General features: G+C 67.4%; 20 protein-coding genes. 11 read left to right on the top strand and 9 right to left on the bottom strand.

Going from position 1 to position 18,777, the window contains the following annotated elements; translation table 11 throughout:
* The first annotated feature begins 252 nt into the window (after window positions 1-252).
* The 4 genes from ACYZGB_RS16700 (at window position 253) to ACYZGB_RS16715 (ending at window position 3,966) form a co-directional block, all read left to right on the top strand.
* Window positions 253-942 (top strand): response regulator, encoded by a 690-nt coding sequence (locus ACYZGB_RS16700; RefSeq protein ID WP_462389883.1) that lies wholly within the window; start codon window positions 253-255, stop codon window positions 940-942.
* Window positions 939-1,688 carry a response regulator gene (locus tag ACYZGB_RS16705; RefSeq protein ID WP_462389884.1) on the top strand — a complete coding sequence of 250 codons (750 nt, stop codon included), beginning with the start codon at window positions 939-941 and terminating at the stop codon, window positions 1,686-1,688. The genes ACYZGB_RS16700 and ACYZGB_RS16705 overlap by 4 nt, the downstream gene beginning before the upstream one ends.
* 20 nt (window positions 1,689-1,708) lie before the next feature.
* Entirely contained in the window at window positions 1,709-2,398 is a 690-nt protein-coding gene (locus ACYZGB_RS16710) for a glutathione S-transferase family protein (protein ID WP_462389886.1), read from the top strand.
* A gap of 131 nt (window positions 2,399-2,529) precedes the next feature.
* Window positions 2,530-3,966, top strand: coding sequence for a GGDEF domain-containing protein (locus ACYZGB_RS16715; RefSeq protein ID WP_462389888.1), 1,437 nt, complete (start codon window positions 2,530-2,532; stop codon window positions 3,964-3,966).
* A 23-nt stretch (window positions 3,967-3,989) separates the two neighbouring features.
* Here ACYZGB_RS16715 and ACYZGB_RS16720 read toward each other — a convergent pair whose 3' ends face one another.
* The 7 genes from ACYZGB_RS16720 to ACYZGB_RS16750 all read right to left on the bottom strand — a co-directional run bounded on the left by ACYZGB_RS16720 (window position 3,990) and on the right by ACYZGB_RS16750 (window position 11,782).
* The gene (locus ACYZGB_RS16720; RefSeq protein ID WP_462389890.1) at window positions 3,990-5,063 is read right to left on the bottom strand and encodes an XdhC family protein; all 1,074 of its coding nucleotides are present in this window, start codon (window positions 5,061-5,063) and stop codon (window positions 3,990-3,992) included.
* Window positions 5,064-5,092: 29 nt separating this feature from the next.
* On the bottom strand, window positions 5,093-5,725 hold the full coding sequence (locus ACYZGB_RS16725) for a CoxG family protein (RefSeq protein WP_462389892.1): 633 nt from the start codon (window positions 5,723-5,725) through the stop codon (window positions 5,093-5,095).
* A 48-nt stretch (window positions 5,726-5,773) separates the two neighbouring features.
* Window positions 5,774-6,976: a vWA domain-containing protein gene (locus ACYZGB_RS16730; RefSeq protein ID WP_462389893.1), complete on the bottom strand. Its 1,203-nt coding sequence runs from the start codon at window positions 6,974-6,976 to the stop codon at window positions 5,774-5,776.
* A 22-nt stretch (window positions 6,977-6,998) separates the two neighbouring features.
* Window positions 6,999-7,907 carry an AAA family ATPase gene (locus ACYZGB_RS16735; protein WP_462389894.1) on the bottom strand — a complete coding sequence of 303 codons (909 nt, stop codon included), beginning with the start codon at window positions 7,905-7,907 and terminating at the stop codon, window positions 6,999-7,001.
* A 194-nt stretch (window positions 7,908-8,101) separates the two neighbouring features.
* Complete coding sequence (locus ACYZGB_RS16740) at window positions 8,102-8,893, bottom strand: FAD binding domain-containing protein (RefSeq protein ID WP_462389896.1); 792 nt, start codon at window positions 8,891-8,893, stop codon at window positions 8,102-8,104.
* 12 nt (window positions 8,894-8,905) lie between these two features.
* A complete protein-coding gene (locus ACYZGB_RS16745; RefSeq protein ID WP_462389898.1) occupies window positions 8,906-11,293 on the bottom strand; it encodes a xanthine dehydrogenase family protein molybdopterin-binding subunit in 2,388 nt (795 codons plus the stop codon).
* Window positions 11,294-11,311: 18 nt separating this feature from the next.
* The gene (locus ACYZGB_RS16750) at window positions 11,312-11,782 is read right to left on the bottom strand and encodes a (2Fe-2S)-binding protein (protein ID WP_124515463.1); all 471 of its coding nucleotides are present in this window, start codon (window positions 11,780-11,782) and stop codon (window positions 11,312-11,314) included.
* A 178-nt stretch (window positions 11,783-11,960) separates the two neighbouring features.
* On the opposite strand from ACYZGB_RS16750, the gene ACYZGB_RS16755 reads away from it, so the two are divergent.
* On the top strand, window positions 11,961-13,130 hold the full coding sequence (locus ACYZGB_RS16755; protein ID WP_462389900.1) for a sigma-54-dependent Fis family transcriptional regulator: 1,170 nt from the start codon (window positions 11,961-11,963) through the stop codon (window positions 13,128-13,130).
* 139 nt (window positions 13,131-13,269) lie between these two features.
* On the opposite strand, the gene ACYZGB_RS16760 is transcribed toward ACYZGB_RS16755, so the two are convergent.
* A complete protein-coding gene (locus ACYZGB_RS16760; protein WP_462389902.1) occupies window positions 13,270-14,079 on the bottom strand; it encodes a TOBE domain-containing protein in 810 nt (269 codons plus the stop codon).
* Between the two features lie 39 nt (window positions 14,080-14,118).
* Window positions 14,119-14,562: a helix-turn-helix domain-containing protein gene (locus tag ACYZGB_RS16765; protein WP_462389904.1), complete on the bottom strand. Its 444-nt coding sequence runs from the start codon at window positions 14,560-14,562 to the stop codon at window positions 14,119-14,121.
* Window positions 14,563-14,667: 105 nt separating this feature from the next.
* On the opposite strand from ACYZGB_RS16765, the gene ACYZGB_RS16770 reads away from it, so the two are divergent.
* From ACYZGB_RS16770 to modC, 6 genes are all read left to right on the top strand, one after another.
* Window positions 14,668-15,165: a DUF2938 domain-containing protein gene (locus tag ACYZGB_RS16770; protein ID WP_462389906.1), complete on the top strand. Its 498-nt coding sequence runs from the start codon at window positions 14,668-14,670 to the stop codon at window positions 15,163-15,165.
* Between the two features lie 47 nt (window positions 15,166-15,212).
* Window positions 15,213-15,812, top strand: a complete 600-nt coding sequence (locus ACYZGB_RS16775; RefSeq protein ID WP_462389907.1) for a flavodoxin family protein — start codon at window positions 15,213-15,215, stop codon at window positions 15,810-15,812.
* Window positions 15,809-16,060 (top strand): DUF2798 domain-containing protein, encoded by a 252-nt coding sequence (locus ACYZGB_RS16780; RefSeq protein ID WP_462389908.1) that lies wholly within the window; start codon window positions 15,809-15,811, stop codon window positions 16,058-16,060. Before ACYZGB_RS16775 ends, ACYZGB_RS16780 begins: the two co-directional genes overlap by 4 nt.
* A gap of 94 nt (window positions 16,061-16,154) precedes the next feature.
* On the top strand, window positions 16,155-16,925 hold the full coding sequence (modA, locus tag ACYZGB_RS16785) for a molybdate ABC transporter substrate-binding protein (protein WP_462389909.1): 771 nt from the start codon (window positions 16,155-16,157) through the stop codon (window positions 16,923-16,925).
* A 35-nt stretch (window positions 16,926-16,960) separates the two neighbouring features.
* Window positions 16,961-17,641 carry a molybdate ABC transporter permease subunit gene (gene modB / locus ACYZGB_RS16790; protein WP_462389910.1) on the top strand — a complete coding sequence of 227 codons (681 nt, stop codon included), beginning with the start codon at window positions 16,961-16,963 and terminating at the stop codon, window positions 17,639-17,641.
* A 7-nt stretch (window positions 17,642-17,648) separates the two neighbouring features.
* Window positions 17,649-18,773 (top strand): molybdenum ABC transporter ATP-binding protein, encoded by a 1,125-nt coding sequence (gene modC / locus ACYZGB_RS16795; protein WP_462389911.1) that lies wholly within the window; start codon window positions 17,649-17,651, stop codon window positions 18,771-18,773.
* The last annotated feature ends 4 nt before the right edge of the window (window positions 18,774-18,777 follow it).

Below are 18,777 nucleotides of genomic sequence, written 5' to 3' on the forward strand. Positions count from 1 at the left end.
CAGCCTGGAGGTGCAAGCCCAGTAGGAGGCTATAGTTATCCACAGCCAGCCTAACCAACGCTGGCTACACGCCCCCTATCAAAGTTGGATCGGCACACACTGTCAAGATTCAATCGGCGCCAACACATGAATCAATTAGGAGCAGAAAACCACGAATTCAGGTGGTTTTTTTGCGATCGATTGAATCATATAAATCATTTTTATCAAATTTAAGGACTGAGCCATGTAAAACTCGTCCAAAATGCGCGATATATGCAATCTGACAAATTCTCACCTGAGCGCCAGGCACCGGACCACTACACCACCCTCGAAGTGGCCAAGATCCTTGGCATGGCCGTGCGCTCAGTCCAGCTGATGGTGGACCGCAACGAGCTGGAGGCCTGGAAGACCCCCGGCGGGCACCGGCGAATCTCACGAACCTCAGTAGACCGTTGGGCCAGAGCACATGGCCTTGCGGGCGCTGGCAGCGCCCCGTCCTCGCCTGCGCCTCCTTCGCCTCCCGCCACCCGCTCCCCGGCGTCGCGTGCCCAGGCTGTCGCACCGGCATCGGTACATACACCGCAGATCTTGCTGATTGAAGACTCGGTCCATTTCCAGAACCTGGTGGGGCTGATCGTGAAGCAGCACTTTCAAGGGGCGGCGCTGCAAGTGGCCAACGACGGGATCACGGGGCTGGCCCTGTATGGCCAGATCCAGCCCGACGTACTGATCGTTGACATCCTGCTGCCCGGTATCGACGGCGCCACCCTCATCACCACCCTGCGCTCGCACCCGCAGTTTGCGCACAGCCACCTTATCGTTGTAACGTCACTGGACGAGTCGCAACGCGAGCCCTATGCCTTTGCCCTGCAGGGTGTGAAGGTCATCCACAAACCCCGGCTGGTGGCTGAGTTGCCTGCAGCCCTCGCGGCCTGTCTGCCACCGGGCCAGGTGCCGTCATGAATTTGCCCCGGGTCCTGCTGGTCGAAGACGACGTCTCCATCGCACGCTTCGTGGAGCTGGCGCTGGAAGAGCTGCCCATCGAGTTGGTCACCTGCACCAATGTGGGCGACGCCGTGCAGGCGCTGCAGGCCGGCCACACACGGCTCATCATCACGGACCTCATGCTGCCCGGCGAGTCCGGCATCGACCTGGTGCAGCGGCTGCTGCACGAGCCAGGCCCGGGCCACCCGATCCCTGTGGCCGTCTTCAGTGCCGGGTTGACCCCTGCCGTGCGCGACCAGCTGAGCGCCATGAAAGTGTGGCGCATGCTGTCCAAACCCGCCTCGGTGATGGAACTGGAAAACTGTGTGCGCGACGCCCTGGCCTTGCACGTGGCCGCAACAACCGATGCGACGCCTTCCTTGGCGCCGACACCTGCCGCTCAGACACTCCCTGCCGCAACCCCGGCCGAAACCGAGGCCATTGCAACCCACTTTGCGGGCGACGAATTCCTGTTCAAGGCCTACCGCGCAAGTTGCCTGCAGCAGTTCCCTTCCAATGTGCAGCAGGGCGACGCCGCCTGCGCCGCGCAAGACTGGCCCGCCCTGCGCCGCCTGGCACACAGCCTGGCCACCGTGCTGCTGACACTGGGGCACCCCACGCAAAGCGTGCGGGCGCGCCAGTTAGAGAACGCCGCCGCGCAGCTCGCCGCCAGCCAATGCCTGGACCACTGGAACAAGCTGCGCGCGTTCATGACCCAGCGCTAAAACCTGCCCAGAATCTCCCCATGATCACCGTCCATCACCTCGAAACCTCGCGCTCGCAGCGCATTCTCTGGCTCCTGGAAGAACTGGGGGTGCCCTACGAACTGAAGATCTACCAGCGCGACAAGGCCACCAAGCTGGCGCCGCCTGAACTCAAGAAAATTCACCCTCTCGGCAAATCGCCCGTGATCACTGACGGTGACGAAGTGATTGCCGAATCCGGCGCGATCATCGAGTACCTGGTGGAAACCTACAGCGCCCGTGCGGGCGGCGACCTGGCGCACCTGCAGCCCGCGCAGCGCACGCCCGAGCACCGCCAGTGCCGCTTCTGGATGCACTACGCCGAAGGCTCGCTCATGAACTGGCTGGTGATGAAGCTGGTGTTCATGACCATCCCCACCCAGCCCATGCCCTTCTTCGTGAAGCCCATTGCGCGCCAGCTGTGTGGCACGGTGCAGAAGAAGCTCATCGACCCCAACGTGGACAGCGCGCTGGCTTTCATCGAAGCGCACCTGGCCACCCACCGCTGGTTTGCGGGTGAACAACTCACCATGGCCGACTTCCAGATGAGTTTTGCGGTAGAGGCCCTGCTGTCCCGCGCCAATGACGCCAGTGGCAGCCCGCACCTACGGGCCTACAGGCAGCGCATGGAAGCCCGCCCGGCGTACCAGCGCGGCATTGCCAAGGGCGGGCCGGTGGTGATGGGCGCCTGAAGGCCTTTTGACGATCTGGCCCCCCTCGCAGGGTGATGGGCGACGGGCTTGGAAGATATGTAAGCAAATAGATGTTTACGTAACAAAAGCATAAAATTTCGCATCCATCCCAATCCTTGGGGGGATGCACCATGCCCAGCAACCCGATCCAGCGGCCGGCCCAGGCCCACCTTGCCAATGAACCGGCAGGGCACCGGGAACGTTTTGCCGCCGGGGCCACCATCCTGGTGTCGGTGGTGCTGTTCATGCTGGCCGTGCCCTATGCCACCGTGGCACTGGTCCCTTTCCCGGCCTTCATCCCCATCTACGTCACCGCCCTGGTGATCTTCGACCTGATCACGGCCGTGCTGCTGTTCGGGCAGTACCGCGCACTGGGCGCCGTGGGGCTGCTGGTGTTGGGGGGCGCCTACCTGTTCACCGCCACGGCCACTGCGGCCTATGCGCTGATTTTTCCGGGCCTGTTCGCGCCCACGGGGTTGCTGGGCTCGGGGCCGCAAACCTCTTCCGCGCTCTACATGCTGTGGCACGCGGGCTTTCCGCTGGCCGTGATGGCCTACGCCCTGATCAAGCACAAGAAGCCACGCGGCCCGCAATGGGTGGAGCACGGCCGCGCCCACCGGGGCATCGTGGCCACGGTGGGCGTGGTGATGGTGGTGGTGGCCCTGTGGACCGGATTCGCCACCGCCGGGCACGCGCATCTGCCGGTGTTTCTGGATGGCAACCGCACCACGGCCACGGGCAAGCTGGTGCTGGCCGGTATCTGGCTGCTCAGCCTGGCCGCCCTGGTGCTGCTGTGGCGCCGCAAGCCCCATGCGCTGCTCGATGTCTGGCTGCAGGTGGTGATGTGCGTCTGGCTGCTGGACATTGCCATGGCCGCCTTGCTCAACACAGGGCGCTACGACCTGGGCTGGTACATGGGGCGCATCTACGGCCTGCTGGCGGCGGGCTTTTTGCTCATCGTGCTGCTCAGCGAAAGCGCCCGGCACCAGGCGCAGTTGCGGCAGGTGACTGCGGCGCTGGAAGCGGCCAACGCCACCCTGTGGCGCCTTTCGATGCAGGACGGCCTGACCGAGCTGGCCAATCGCCGCGCCTTCGACCTGCACCTGGCAGAGCAACTGGCCCTGGCCACGCGGCACCACCGCCCGCTGGCACTGGTGCTGATGGACGTGGACCATTTCAAGGCCTACAACGACACCTATGGGCACCAGCTGGGCGACGAGTGCCTGCAGACCATCGCCAAGGTACTGCGGGCCAGCGGCAAACGTCCGTCAGACCTGGTGGCCCGCTACGGCGGTGAGGAATTTGCGCTGGTGCTGCCAGAGACGGACAGCCACGGTGCGCTGCACATCGCCACGGCCACACAAGGCGCGGTGGCACGGCTGTCCATCCCGCACAGCGAGTGCTCCACTGGCCCGCATGTGAGCATCAGCGCCGGCATCGCCGCCATCCACCAGGGCGAAGCCATGACGCCGCAGCACATGATCGAAACCGCAGACAAGGCGCTGTACGAGGCCAAAAAGGCCGGCCGCAATCGCGTGGTGCTGCAGGACATTCCCTGCAAGGCCTGACTGACCCGCACCGACGGACGGCTTCAGCCCACGCCACACACCCGTGCACCCGGGTCGTTGTGCGCCAGTTCGCGCTCGTTCTTGGCCTGGGCCACCTCCATGTCGCGCGGCAGGGTCACGCCGTTCTTCACGGCCAGTATCTCGGCCATCACACTCACCGCGATCTCGGGCGGTGTCTTGCTGCCAATGTAGATGCCAATTGGGCCGCGCAGGCGCGCCAGGCTGGCCTCAGTCTGATCAAAGTGCTCGATCATGCGCGCACGGCGAGCCTCGTTGTTGCGGCGCGAGCCAATGCCGCCCACGTAAAACGCCTCGGTGTTCAGCGCCTCCAGCAGCGCCAGGTCGTCGAGCTTCGGGTCGTGCGTGAGCGCCACCACGCAACTGCGGCGGTCGGGCTTGAAGGCCAGTACCACGTCGTCGGGCATGTCGCTCACCACGGTAGCGCCCGCCACGCTCCAGCTGCCCCGGTATTCCTCGCGCGGGTCGCACACCGTCACGGCAAAGCCGTTGAACAAGGCCATGGTGGCCAGGTACTCGGTGAGCTGCCCGGCACCGATGAGCAGCATGCGGTACTCGGGCCCGAAGGTATTGGTGAGCTGCACCGCATCCACCGCCAGGTCCTCGGGCGCCTGGGTGGGCGCCAGCGTCACGGCGCCATCGGCCAGGCGCACCGTGCGCTGCATGAGGCGCCCGGCGGCCAGCTGGGCGATCAACTCGGCCAGCAAGGCCGGGTCGGGGTCGTATTCAAGCAGCAGCTCCAGCGTGCCGCCGCAGGGCAGGCCAAAGCGGTGGGCTTCGTCGGCGCTGATGCCGTATTTGACAAACGATGGTGGCCCGCTGGGGATGCTGTGGGCACCGTCGTTCGTTGCCGCAGCGGCCTGCGCATAGGCACGGGTGTGGCGGTCGATCAGGTCGTCCTCGATACACCCGCCCGATACCGATCCCACCACCGCGCCATCCTCACACAGCGCCATGATGGAACCCACCGGCCGGGGCGACGAGCCCCAGGTGCGCACCACCGTGGCCAGCAGCGCGCGGCGCCCTGCCGCCCGCCAGCCCTGCAGGGTACGTAACACCACAACGTCCAAATTTTCCATGACTCGCTTCCTCTGGGTACCCGGATCACTCAGCCGCGATTGAACCACCAAGCCAGCAACACCAGAGCCCCTGCGCCAACACCCCACGCCCATGCAGGGATACCCCCGCCCTGGAGGGCTCCGCCTCCCCCACCCGGTGGGGTGATGGCCTCGGCCTGCACGGCATCCGACGCACCGGCCTGCGGCACCTCGGCGCGCGGAAAGCGGCGCTGCATCTCGTTGTCGAAACGCTTGAAGAAGTCCTCCGCCATGGTCTTGGCCGCGCCATCGATCAGCCGCTGGCCCAGCTGGGCGATCTTGCCGCCCACGGTGGCGTGCACCGTGTAGTGCAGCTCGCAGCTGGCCTGCCCCACTCCATCCACAGCCAAGGGCACCAGCTTGACCTGGGCATTGCCCTTGCCGAAGCCCGCCACGCCGCCCGAGCCATCAAAGGCGATGTTGTAGCTCTCGGGCGGCACGATGTCCAACAGCGTGATCTTGCCCGCGAACTTGGCCGACACGGGCCCGATCTTGAGGGCCATGGCCACGGCATACTGGTTGTCGCCCGTGGCCTCGACCTTGTCGCAACCGGGGATGCACAGCTTGAGGACCTCGGGGTCGTTGAGCGCTTCCCAGGCCTGCTGCTGGCTCACGGCAAGGGTGCGGCTGGCTTGCATTTCCATGGTGGGTTCCTTGTCCTGGTTTTGTGTTTCGGCTCTTGTCGAAATCTGTCATTGCCGCAGCACGCTGGCCAGGCTCGCGGCAAGGTCCTGCAGGCGACTGAGGTTGTGCACGGCCACCATGCCATGGGCTTGGCGGTGCAAGGCCGCCGCTCCCCGTGCTATGGGCGCATAGCCGTCAAAGCGCAGCAAAGGGTTGAGCCACAGCAGGCGGCCGCAGTGGCGGCGCAGCCAGGCCAACTCTTGCTCCAGCACCTCAGCGGCGCCGGTGTCGAGCCCATCGCTGATCAACAGCACCAGCGTGCGCCGCCCTACCAGGCGCCGGGCATGGTGCAGGCGCAACTGGGCCAGGCTGTCGCCCATGCGCGTGCCCCCTGCAAAGTCGGTGATGGCATGCGTGGCCGCCTGCAGCATGGCGTCGGTGTCGGCCAGGCGGAAGGCGGGCGTGAGATCGGTGAGCCCGGTGCCAAACGCAAACACATCGCGGCGAACGGCAACGCCCGTGTGGCGCGGCGCGGTGGCGGCGTGCAAAAAGGCCAGCAGCAGGCGCGCATAGCGTTCCATGGAGCCCGACACATCCACCAGCACCAACAGCGGCAAGGGTTGCTGGCGCCGCTGCAGCAACGGCACGCGCAGCACTTCGCCACCGCTGCGTGCGGCCAGGTGCATGGTGCCCGGCCAGTGCGGGCGGTTGCCCCGCGCGCCAGGGCGCGTGCGGCGGGCCGCGTAGTGCGGCAGAGGCAACGGCACCTCGCGTGCCAGGCGCTCCACCAGCAGGTATTCGCTGGCGGAGAGCTGGTTGAAGTCGGCCTGCCGCAGGCGCTGCAGGTCACTCGCCGTCATGGCGGCATCGAAGTCCACCTTGTCCTCTTCGCGCGGCGGCGGCGCGTTGCGCGCGGCACGCACCGGGGCCAGCGCCTCGCTCACCCGCGGGCGGCGTTTGGCGGGCTCGGCCTTCGATTCGGCGCTGGGCAGCATCTGCGCCAGCAGCTTCTGGGCCACGTTGGGGTTGCGGAAGTACGCGTCGAACAGCTCGCGGAACACCATGCGGTCTTGCTCGCGGCTGACCAGCACAGCCTCCAGCGCGGCGCAAAAGTCCTCGCGCTGCAAGCCCACCAGCATCACGGCCTGCTGGGCCAACGCCATGCGGGCGGCGTCCACGCGCACACCGGCGCGGCGCAAGGTGCGGCCAAAGCCGCTCAGGTTGTCGGCGAGCTTGCCCGTGCGGGCATCGCCGAGCTGGGAGATCGTCATGCCCTCTGCCACGGCTGCGCCTTCATGCATCAGTGTCGGCGGGCTGCAGCAGCTGCACCGCCATGTCGCGTGTGAGCGCCGCCACATCCTCGCGCTGCTTGAACAAGATGCCCGCCGTGTCGGACACCACCTCCGGGTCCACCACGATGGTGTCGAGCGCGACCAGGGCCTTGGCCCATTCCACGCTCTCCGCAATGCCCGGCGCGCGTTGAAAGGCATTGGCAAACGGCTGGCTGCGCAGGCGGCCCACAAACTCGGCCACCTGCTGGGCCAGCACCGCGCTGGCGCCCGGCACCTGGGCGCGCACGATGGCCAGCTCGCGCTCGCGCTCGGGGTAGTCCAGCCAGTGGTACAGACAGCGGCGCTTGACGGCGTCGTGCAAGTCGCGCGTGCGGTTGCTGGTGAGGATGGTGACCGGCGTTGCCGTGGCGCGCACCGTGCCGATCTCGGGGATGCTGACCTGGTACTCACCCAGGTATTCGAGCAAAAAGGCCTCGAAGGGCTCGTCGGCACGATCCACCTCGTCGATGAGCAGCACCGCACCCGGCGCAGGTGCCTGCAGCGCCTGCAGCAAGGGGCGGCGGATGAGGTAGCGATCCTGGTAGACCTCGCGCTCCACCTGCGCCATGTCGGCACTGCCTTTGCCTTCGGCGGCACGCATGTGCAGCAATTGGGCGGCGTAGTTCCACTCGTACAGTGCCTCGCGCTGCTCCAGGCCGTCATAACACTGCAGGCGGATCAGGCTGCGTGCAAGCACTTCCGAGAGGGCTTTGGCCAGCGCGGTCTTGCCCACGCCGGGCTCGCCCTCCAGCAGCAGCGGGCGCTGAAGATTGAGCGCCAGGAACACCGCCGTGGCCAGGCGCCGGTCGGCAAAGTAGCCCACGCTTTGCAGGGCTTGCACCAGGGCATCAACGGTGGTTGGCAAACTCATTGCTACTCTTTTGATAGCAACCTGCACTTGATGGACGCGCGCAGGAGGCCAATTTGGCTACAAATTTATCTTCTCGGTGCGGTGCCCGGGCTCTGGCAGGTGCTGTACGCGCGGTTGGCACGACCCGCGCCGCAGGCCGCAGGTCGGGTGACGCCCTGGCGGGCTCACCCGGCCTGCGGTGCGGCGCGCCCCGCTCAACCCAGCATCTTCTGCACCGCCCGCTGCGTCTGCACGCTGATCAGGTTCGCGCGGTAGGCAGCACTCGCATGGATGTCGCTGTTCAGCTCGCTGGCGTCGATCTTCACCCCCGCAGCCGATGCTGGCGTGAAGCTCTGGCTCAGCGCTGCCTCCAGCCCCGCGTGGCGGAACACGCTGGTCGCGGCGCCGGTGATGGCCACGCGCACGCCGCTGTCTGTCTGCGCCACAAACACCCCCACCAGCGAGAAGCGCGACGCGGGCTGCTTGAACTTCATGTAGGCCGCGCGCTTCGGGATGGGGAAGCGGACAGCAGTGATGATCTCGCCCTCCTCCAGCGCCGTGGTGTACATGCCCACAAAGAAGTCGTCGGCCTTGATCTCGCGCTGGTTGGTGATGACCGTGGCGCCCAGCCCGAGCACCGCACTGGGGTAGCAGGCCGCCGGGTCGTTGTTGGCCACCGAGCCGCCCAGCGTGCCGCGTGCGCGCACCTGGCGGTCGCCGATGTGGGCGGCCAAGTCGGCCAGCGCGGGAATGGCGGCCTTCACGTCCGCGCTGTTCGCGACGTCCATGTGGCGTGTCATGGCGCCGATGACGAGGGCATTGCCGTCGCGTCGGATGCCCGCGAGTTCGGCCACGCCATTCAGGTCCACGATCTTCTCGGGGTTGGCCAGGCGCAGGCGCATGGACGGCAGCAGGCTTTGCCCGCCCGCCAGCAGCTTGCCGCCCTGGGCGATGTGTTGCGCAGCTGCGGCGACGGAGGTAGGCGCGTCAAAGGTAAATGCGTACATGGTCGAATCTCCTTATGCCTTGGCCGACTGGATGGCTTCCCACACGCGGTGCGGCGATGCGGGCATGTCGAAGTCCTTCACGCCCAGCGGGCGCAGGGCGTCGAGCACCGCGTTGATGACGGCCGGGGGCGAGCCGATGGCCCCGGCCTCGCCGCAGCCCTTGGTGCCGAGCGGGTTGTGCGTGCATGGCGTGCATACATGGCCCAGCTTGAACTCGGGGAAGTCATCCGCGCGCGGCATGGCGTAGTCCATGAAGCTGCCGGTGAGCAGCTGGCCCGTCTCGCGGTCGTACACGCAGTTCTCCAGCAGCGCCTGGCCAATGCCCTGCACCAGGCCGCCATGCACCTGGCCTTCCACGATCATGGGGTTGATGATGGTGCCGAAATCGTCCACGGCCGTGAACTTGTCCACGCGTGTGCTGCCGGTTGCGGGGTCGATTTCCACTTCGCAGATGTAGGTGCCTGCAGGGAAGGTGAAGTTGGTCGGGTCATAGAACGCGGTTTCGTTCAGGCCCGGCTCCAGTTTGTCCAGCGGGTAGTTGTGCGGTACATAGGCCGTGAGCGCCACCTGGCCGAACGGGATCTTCTTGTCCGTGCCGCGCACGGTGAACTCGCCGCCGCTGAAGTCGATGTCGGCGTCACTGGCCTCCATCAAGTGCGCCGCGATCTTCTTGGCCTTGGCCTCGATCTTGTCCAGCGCCTTCATGATGGCCGCCCCGCCCACGCTGATGGAGCGCGAGCCGTAGGTGCCCATGCCGAACGGCACCCGGCCCGTGTCGCCGTGCACGATGTCCACGTTCTCCACCGGGATGCCCAGGCGCGCCGCCACCACCTGCGCAAACGTGGTTTCGTGCCCCTGGCCGTGGCTGTGCGAGCCGGTGAACACCGTCACGCTGCCCGTGGGGTGCACGCGCACCTCGCCGCATTCAAACAGCCCGGCACGCGCACCCAGAGCGCCTGCGATGTTGGACGGCGCAATGCCGCAGGCCTCGATGTACGACGAATAGCCCAGGCCGCGCTTGAAGCCCTTGGCCTCGCTGGCCGCCTTGCGCGCCGCAAACCCGGCCACGTCGGCCAGCTGCTGCGCCTGCATCATGCACGCGTGGTAGTCGCCAATGTCGTACTGCAGCGCCACCGGCGTCTGGTACGGAAAGCTGGTGATGAAGTTGCGCTTGCGGATCTCGTCCTGGCCCAGGCCCAGCTCCCACGCGCAGCGGGTGACCAGACGCTCCAGCAGGTAGGTGGCCTCGGGCCGGCCCGCGCCCCGGTAGGCATCCACCGGCGCGGTGTTGGTGAACCACGAATCCACCTCCACATAGACCTGCGGCGTGGTGTACTGCCCCGCCAGCAGCGTGGCATACAGGATGGTGGGCACAGCGCTGGCAAAAGTGCTCAGGTAGGCGCCCAGGTTGGCGTGCGTGTGCACACGCATGGCCAAAAACTTGCCGTCCTTGTCCAGGGCCATTTCGGCATGGCTGATGTGGTCGCGGCCATGCGCGTCCGACAGGAAGGACTCGCTGCGGTCGGCCACCCACTTGATGTTGCGGTTGAGCTTCTTGGCGGCCCAGGTCAGGCACACGTCCTCGGCATACAGGTAGATCTTGGAGCCGAAGCCACCGCCTACATCCGGCGCAATCACGCGCACCTTGTGCTCGGGCAGGCCCATCACAAAGGCCGTCATGAGCAGGCGCTCGACGTGCGGGTTCTGGTTGCTCACGTACAGCGTGTACTCGTCATTGGCACGGCTGTAGCTGCCGATGGCGGCGCGCGGCTCCATCGCGTTGGGGATGAGCCGGTTGTTGATCAGGTCCAGCTGGGTGACATGGGCGGCGCCCGCAAACGCGGCATCCACCGCGCCCTTGTCGCCAATGGCCCATTTGAAGCAGTGGTTGTCAGGAGCGATGTCGTGCAGCGCCGCCCCCGCCACCGCGCCCGCAGCGGCATCGGCCACATTGACCACGGCGGGCAACACGTCGTAGTCCACCTCCACCAGCTCGGCCGCGTCGCGTGCCTGCTGCAGCGTCTGGGCCACGACCATGGCCACATGGTCACCCACGTAGCGCACCTTGCCCTGCGCCAGGATGGGGTGCGGCGGCTCCTTCATGGGCTCGCCATTGGTGCTGGTGATGAGCCAGCCACAGGGCAAGCCGTTGATGTTGTCGGCCGCTACGTCGGCGCCCACAAACACACCCAGCACACCGGGCGCGGCCTTGGCAGCGCTGGTGTTGATGCTGTTGATGGCGGCATGCGCGTGCGGCGAACGCACGAACACCGCATGGCTTTGCGCGGCCAGCACCACGTCATCGGTGTACTGGCCCGCGCCGGTGAGGAAGCGGTAGTCCTCCTTGCGCTTGAGCGATTCTCCGATGTGCGGCAGCTTGGAAAAGTCGGATGCACCCATGGTTCTTCTCCTTTGTGTTTAAGCGGAAGCCATGGCCTTTTGGCCGACCTGCACCGCGCGCACGATGTTCTGGTAGCCGGTGCAGCGGCAGATGTTGCCTTCGAGCAGCTCGCGGATCTCGCCTTCGCTCGCGCCGGGGTGGTTCTTGCACAGGTCCACCGCACTCATCACCATGCCGGGCGTGCAGAAGCCGCACTGCAGGCCGTGGCATTCCTTGAACGCGGCCTGCATGGGGTGCATGGTGCCGTCGGCGGCGGCCATGCCTTCGATGGTGGTCACCTCGGCCCCCTGGGCCTGCACGGCCAGCATGGCGCAGGATTTGACGGCGCGCCCGTTGACGTGCACGGTGCAGGCGCCGCACTGGCTGGTGTCGCAGCCCACATGGGTGCCAGTGAGCGCCAGGTGCTCTCGCAGCGCATGGACAAGCAGGGTGTTGGGGGGGACGTCAACACTGGCAGCGCGCCCGTTGACCGTGAACTGGACTTGCATCTGGCTGTCTCCTGGATAGGTTGTGGCTGGACTGACCTCGCGCATCTTCTGCCGCCCCCCACCACCCATCCCTAGGGACAACCCTAGATTGAGGGGGCCCCTCGCCGGATATTCTCAAAATGAAACATGTTGCAGCGCACACCGGCGCATCATGCGCAGCTCAAGGATTCGGTTCACCATGCTGTCCTCCGCCCCCACCTCCCCTGCCCACCGCCACGCGCTGATTGCGCAGGCCCGCCAGACCTTGCTGGCGGATGGCGCAGCGCCCCTGCGCGCGGAGGTGGAGCCCTGGATTGCACGGTCGTGGCAGCGCTGCCTGGCCCAAGGCATGGACCCCACGCAGCGTGTGGTGTTCGAGGCCGTCAGCGCCCCGGCGCTGCGCCACAGCCTGGAGCAGAACCAGGCCCTGCTGCGCGCAGCGCGCCCCGTGCTGGAGCAGCTCACGCGCGCCATTGCGGGCATGCGCTACTTCGCCATCCTGACGGACGCCCGGGGCACCGTGGTCGATGTACAGGGCCATTGCGACCCCTGCGACCCGCGCGCCAGCAGCATCGGCCGCGTGGGCATCGACCTCTCGGAAGCCGCCGTGGGCACCACGGCGATCGGCGCAGCGCTGGCCGAACTGCAGCCCGTGTGGCTGCACCGGGGCGAGCATTTTCTGGATGACAACGGCAGCTACAGCTGCGCGGGCGCACCGCTGTTCGACCCCCAGGGCCGCTGCGTGGGCATGCTGGATTTGACCGGCATCGACGTGCCCGAGCGGCCCGAGCTGCGCCACCTGGTGGCGCGCTCGGCCCGCGCCATGGAAGACGCCCTGCTGCTGCAACGCCCCCATGCGCTGCTGCTGCGCCTGAACTGGCCCGGCTGCACGCTGGGCGGCGAAGGCGACGGCCTGCTCGCACTCGACGCCGATGGCTGTGTGGTGGGCGCCAACAGCATGGCCCGCCAGCTGGTGCCCCAGCCCTTGCGCGCGCCCGGTGCAACCACCCACTGCAGCGACCTGCTGGCCATGCCCTGGACCATGCTGTTCGACGCGGCCCGGCGCGCCCCCGCGCAGCCGCTGGACCTGCCCCTGTGGTCGGGCCTGCGCCTGCAGGCCCTGGCCCAGTGGCCCGCGCACACCCACCGCAGCAGCGCCCCCAGCCCCGTCAGCCCCTTCAGCCCCACCGGAGCCGCGCCCCTGGTTTCCGCCGCCCCGCCAGTGGCCGCGCCGCTGCGCGAGGCGGAGACCGCCCTGATCCGCCAGGCCGTGCTGGACGCCCGGGGCAACGTGGCCGAGGCGGCCCGCGCACTGGGCATCAGCCGCGCCACGGTGTACCGCAAGCTGGGCACGCCCAAGGGGCCGTGAACGGCGCCGCGCCAGCCCACCTTGCCCGCACGCTGTCCATCAGAGTCAAATTTTTGATAAAAAAAGGCCTCTGCGCGCGACCATATTGCCTTTTAAGCTATTAAATATATAGCACTATCATCCCGCAAAACAACGCCGCTCAGAGCTCTGCCAGCGCCAGCACCACGGCGTTTTCCTCCACCACCAGCACCACGGCACTGCCCGCGCGCAGCCCGCTGTGGGGCGCGGCAAAACCCACCATGTGCAGGCCTGCCGCCAGCTCGGCCGACACCTCGTCGCCCGACTCACCCCGCACCACGCGGGTGGCCCGGCCGGGCAACCGCAGGGTGCCTGCGGGCGCCGCAGCGGCGGGGGCAGGTGCCGCGCGCCCGCCGCGCTCCACCCGCACCGCCGTGGCCTTGCACAGCGCCAGCACGGCCAGCCCCGGCTGCAGGCCTAGCAGCTCGGCGCTCTCGCGGGTGATGCGGGCGGCCAGCGCCCCTGCACCTGCCACGTCGCCCACGGCACCATCCCCCTCCAGCCGCAGGTGCACACACACGATCTGCCCCTGCACTGCGAGCCGGTCCACCACGCAGGGCAGCTGGTTGCGCATGCTGGTGCGCACCGCCAGCCGCGCCAGCGCCGGGCCCGCGTGCGGCGTGGCCTGCCAGCGCGCCAGCACGGCGCCGCGCGCCTGCGCCATCGCATCGGCGGCAGCCAGCAGTTGGTGGCCTGCCTCGGTCAGCTGCGCGCCACCGCCCCCCGCCCCGCCCACGGCACGGGCCACCAGCGGAGTGCCTGCCAGGTTGGTGAGTGTGTCCACCGCCTGCCACGCGGCCTTGTAGCTCACGCCCACGGCGCGGGCAGCCTGCGAGATGGAGCCACAGGCGCCAATCTGGCGCAGGGTGTCGATGCGTTTGTCGGTCAGCGCATGGCCCAGCGCGTCGGTGAGGGAGAGAGAAACAGGCATGGCCGGATGATGCCTCAGCGGGGTCTTGGCGCAGGGCCTTCAGGCCGCCTTGCGGCGCAGCCCCTTGACCGGCTTCGCCAACTTGTGCTGACGCGCCAGCGCGCCATCCGCCGCCGCCTTCAGCAGCCGCTGGAAGGACGGGCATTGCGCATGGCTTTCGGCCGGGCAGGCCGCTGCGTGGCGCAGGCCATTGCTCATGGCCTTGAGGCGCTTGACCATGGCGTCCAGCTCGTCGGCCTTGGCCGAGAGCAGCTGCCGGTCGATGCTGGGCTCGCCACCGGGCAGGAACATGGAGCGGATCTCGTCCAGCGAGAACCCCGCCGACTGCCCCAGCGCAATCAGCGCCAGCTGGTCCAGCACGCCGGGCGCAAACCGGCGCCGCTCACCGGGCTGGCCCACCGAGCGCACCAGCCCTTTTTCTTCGTAGTAGCGCAGCGTCGATGCCCGCAGGCCCGAGCGTTTGGCAACTTCTGCAATGTCCATAAAAAACCTCCAACAAGCCCTTGACTTCAAGTTGACTTGAACTTCTACAGTCCATTTAACCGTGAATTCAACCCGTTTTCACGTCCACCGTCCAAGGAGTTTTTTATGGCTTTTCAATGGCAAGACCTCCCCCTCGCCTTGCTGATCGGCGTGGGCGCCACCGCCGTCATGGATACCTGGCTGGTGCTGCTCCAGCGCCTGGGCGTGCCCACGCTCAACTTCGCGCTCATCGGCCGCTGGGTGGGCCACCTGTTGCGCGGCCAGTTCTCCCACGCGGCCATCGCCAAAGCCACCCCCATCCGGGGTGAACAAGCCTGGGGCTGGCTCACGCACTACGCCGTGGGCGTGGGCTTTGCCACGGTGCTGGTGGCCATCCAGGGCGCGGGCTGGGTGCGCAGCCCCACCCTGCTGCCCTCGCTGGCCCTGGGCGTTGGCACCGTGGCCGCGCCGCTGCTGGTGATGCAACCGGCCATGGGCGCGGGCTTTGCCGCATCACGCACGCCCACGCCGCTCAAGAACTGCCTGCGCAGCCTGGCCAACCACACCGTTTTTGGCTTCGGCCTGTACCTGTCCGCGCTGGCCATCGCACTGATTTCACGATGACCTCTCCCACGCCTTTCCCCAGAAATCACCCCAACGGAAACCACACCATGCAACACATCGCCATCATTTATCACAGCGCCCACGGCCACACCGCCCACATCGCGCAGCAGGTCTGCCAAGGCGCCCAAGGGCTGCCCGGCATCCACGCCGAGCTGATCCGGGCCGAAGACCTGGCCTACACCCCCGACGCCGTGCTGCGCTACGACGGCGTCATCCTCGGCTCGCCCACCTACCTGGGCGGGGTCTCCGGCCCGTTCAAGACCTTCATGGACGCCACCGGCCGTCTGTGGAAGACGCAGCAGCTCAAGAACCGGCTCGCAGCAGGCTTCACCGTGCCGTCGCTGCCTGCGGGCGACAAGCAGTCCACACTGCTGTCGATGTTTGTGTTTGCCATGCAGCACGGCATGGTGTGGGTGGGCAACCCCATCCTGCCCGAGCAGCATGCGGGCGTGCCATATGACGAGGCCGCCAACCGGCTGGGCTCCTGGTCGGGCCTGATGGCGCAGGCAGGCCACGGGTCCCCCGCCGATGCCTTTGCCCCGGGCGACGTGAAAACGGCCCGGATGTTTGGCCGGCATTTTGCGCAGACCCTGCAGCGCCTGGGTACCGTTGCGGCGCCCCAGCCCCACGAGGAGGCCACCGCATGATCCCCGCCCGCTATGCCCCTTTGCTGTTCAGCCTGATCCTGTCGGGCACCATGTCGCTGCTGGTGTCGGGCATCGCCACCTACCGCAGCCTCCCGCCGCACCAGGGCTTTGTGGGCCCGTGGATGAGCGCCTGGCTGACCGCGTGGCTGTTGGCGTTCCCGGCCGTGATGCTGGCCGCCCCGCTGGCCCGCCGGGCCGTGGCCCGGCTCACCACACCGCCCGCAGGAGACCAAGACCAGATAGCTTAGAAGGCATCAAAAAGGCGTTTGGCTTCAACGCCATTTGAGAGCTGTCTATACTCGCTATTCAAAACATGAATAGCGAATTCTCGCAGCCAATGCCATGACCCGCCAAGCCATTCACGCACTCGGCCCCCTCTTCGGTTGGATCGGTCTCGCCCTAGCCTCCATACAGGTGGCGCAGGCTGGCACCGTCTCCGTCGCCGTAGCCGCCAACTTCACAGCCCCCATGCAGAAGATCGCCTCGGACTTCGAGGCAGACACGGGCCACAAAGCCGAGCTGTCGTTTGGGGCCACGGGCAAGTTCTATGCGCAGATCGCCAACGGCGCACCGTTCCAGATCCTGCTGTCGGCCGACGACACCACCCCCGCCCGGCTGGAGAAGGAAGGCAAGGCCGTGGCCAGCGCGCGCTTCACCTATGCCATCGGCACGCTGGTGCTGTGGAGCGCCCAGCCTGGCTACGTGGACACCCAGGGCGCCGTGCTCAAGACCGGCGACTTCAAGCACCTGGCCATTGCCAACCCCAAGCTGGCCCCCTACGGCCTGGCCGCCATGCAAACCATGGACAAGCTGGGGGTGACCACGCGGCTGCAGCCGCGCTTTGTGCAGGGCGAGAACATTGCCCAGACCCACCAGTTTGTGGCCACCGGCAACGCGCAACTGGGCTTTGTGGCCCTGTCGCAGGTGATGGCCGACGGCAAGATCACGAGCGGCTCGGCGTGGCAGGTGCCTGCCGACCTGCACGAGCCTATTCGGCAGGACGCCGCGCTGCTGGAGTCGGGCAGGGGCAATGCGGCGGCCACTGCGCTGATGCAGTACCTCAAGGGCGACAAGGCGAAGGCCATCATCCGGTCGCACGGCTATAGTTTCTGACCCCCTTCGGCCCACTTTCTCTTCCATACCCTGCCATGCCCTTCTCCAGCGCTGACCTGGCAGCCATCGGCCTCACGCTGCGGCTGGCGGGCACCACCATGGTGCTGCTGCTGGTGTTGTGCACGCCGCTGGCCTGGTGGCTGGCGCACACGCCGTCGCGCTGGCGCGGGCCGGTGTCGGCCGTGGTGGCGCTGCCCCTGGTGTTGCCGCCCACGGTGATCGGTTTCTATCTGCTGATCACCCTGGGGCCCCATGGCCCCATCGGGCAACTCACACAAAGCCTGGGCCTGGGTACGCTGCCTTTCACCTTCTGGGGGCTGGTGGTGGGCTCGCTCATCTACTCGCTGCCGTTCGCGGTGCAACCGCTGCAGCACGCGTTTGAAAGCATCGGCACACGCCCGCTGGAGGCGGCTGCCACACTGGGTGCGGGGCCCATCGACCGGTTTTTTACCGTGGCGCTGCCGCTGGCCCGCCCGGGCTTCATCACCGCAGCCATCCTGAGCTTTGCGCACACCGTGGGCGAGTTTGGCGTGGTGCTCATGCTGGGCGGCAACATCCCTGGCGTGACGCGTGTGGTGTCGGTGCAGATTTACGACCATGTGGAAGCGCTGGAATACGCCCAGGCGCACTGGCTGGCCGGGGGCATGGTGGTGTTCTCTTTTGTGGTGCTGCTGGGCCTGAACCTCACGCGGCGCCGCGCGTCCATGGTGTCATGAGGCAGTGATGGAAAACGCGCCCCCCCTGCACTCCATCGAGGCCCGTTTGCACCTGGTACGCCCAGGCTTCACGCTGGATGCCGATCTGCACCTGCCCGGACGTGGCGTGACGGCGCTGTTCGGCCCCTCGGGCTGCGGCAAGACCACCTGCCTGCGTGGCATTGCGGGCTTGACCCGCAATCGTCCGAACCCGGGCCTGGTCCGCGCCCGGCCCGGTCGCGTGGTGGTGAATGGCGAGGTCTGGCAGGACGATGCCGCCCACCTTTGGCGCGCCACCCACGAGCGCGCCCTGGGCTATGTGTTCCAGGAACCCAGCCTGTTCGACCACCTGAACGTGCACGGCAATATCACTTATGGCCTGCAGCGCACGCCGCCCGCGCGGCGCCAGGTGGCGCTGGAGCAGGCCGTGGAACTGCTGGGCATTGGCCAGCTGATGGAGCGCAAGCCCCAGGCCCTGTCGGGCGGTGAGCGCCAGCGTGTGGCCATTGCGCGCGCGCTGGCCACCAGCCCGCGCCTACTGCTCATGGACGAGCCCCTGGCCGCGCTGGACGCGCAGCGCAAGGCCGAGGTCCTGCCCTATCTGGAAAAGCTGCACCGCGCGCTCGACATCCCCGTGCTATACGTGAGCCACGCCATCGACGAAGTGGCGCGGCTCGCAGGCCACATGGTGCTGATGCGCGAAGGCCGCGTGCTGGCACAGGGCCCCACGGGCGAGTTGATCACCCGCCTGGACCTGCCCCTGGCCCATGGCGATGCAGCCGCCACGGTGATCGAAGGCACGGTGCAACAGCACGATGCGCGCGACCACATCACCACCGTGGGGTTCAGCGGCGGGCAGTTGCTGCTGGTCAGCCCGGCGGCGCGTGCGCCGGGCGAGGCACTGCGCCTACGGGTGCAGGCGCGCGACGTGAGCCTGGCCCTGGCCGCGCCCAACGACAGCAGCATCCTCAACATCCTGCCCGCCACCGTGGTGGCCTTGGCCGAAGACAGCCCAGGCCAGTGCATGGTGGCGCTGGATGCCGGGGCCACGCGGCTGCTGGCGCGGGTCACCCAGCGGTCGGCCCAGGCGCTGGCGCTGGCACCAGGCCGGGCGGTGTTTGCCCAGGTCAAGGGCGTTGCCATCGTGAACTGACCCT

This window comes from Acidovorax sp. Q11 (assembly GCF_054950075.1).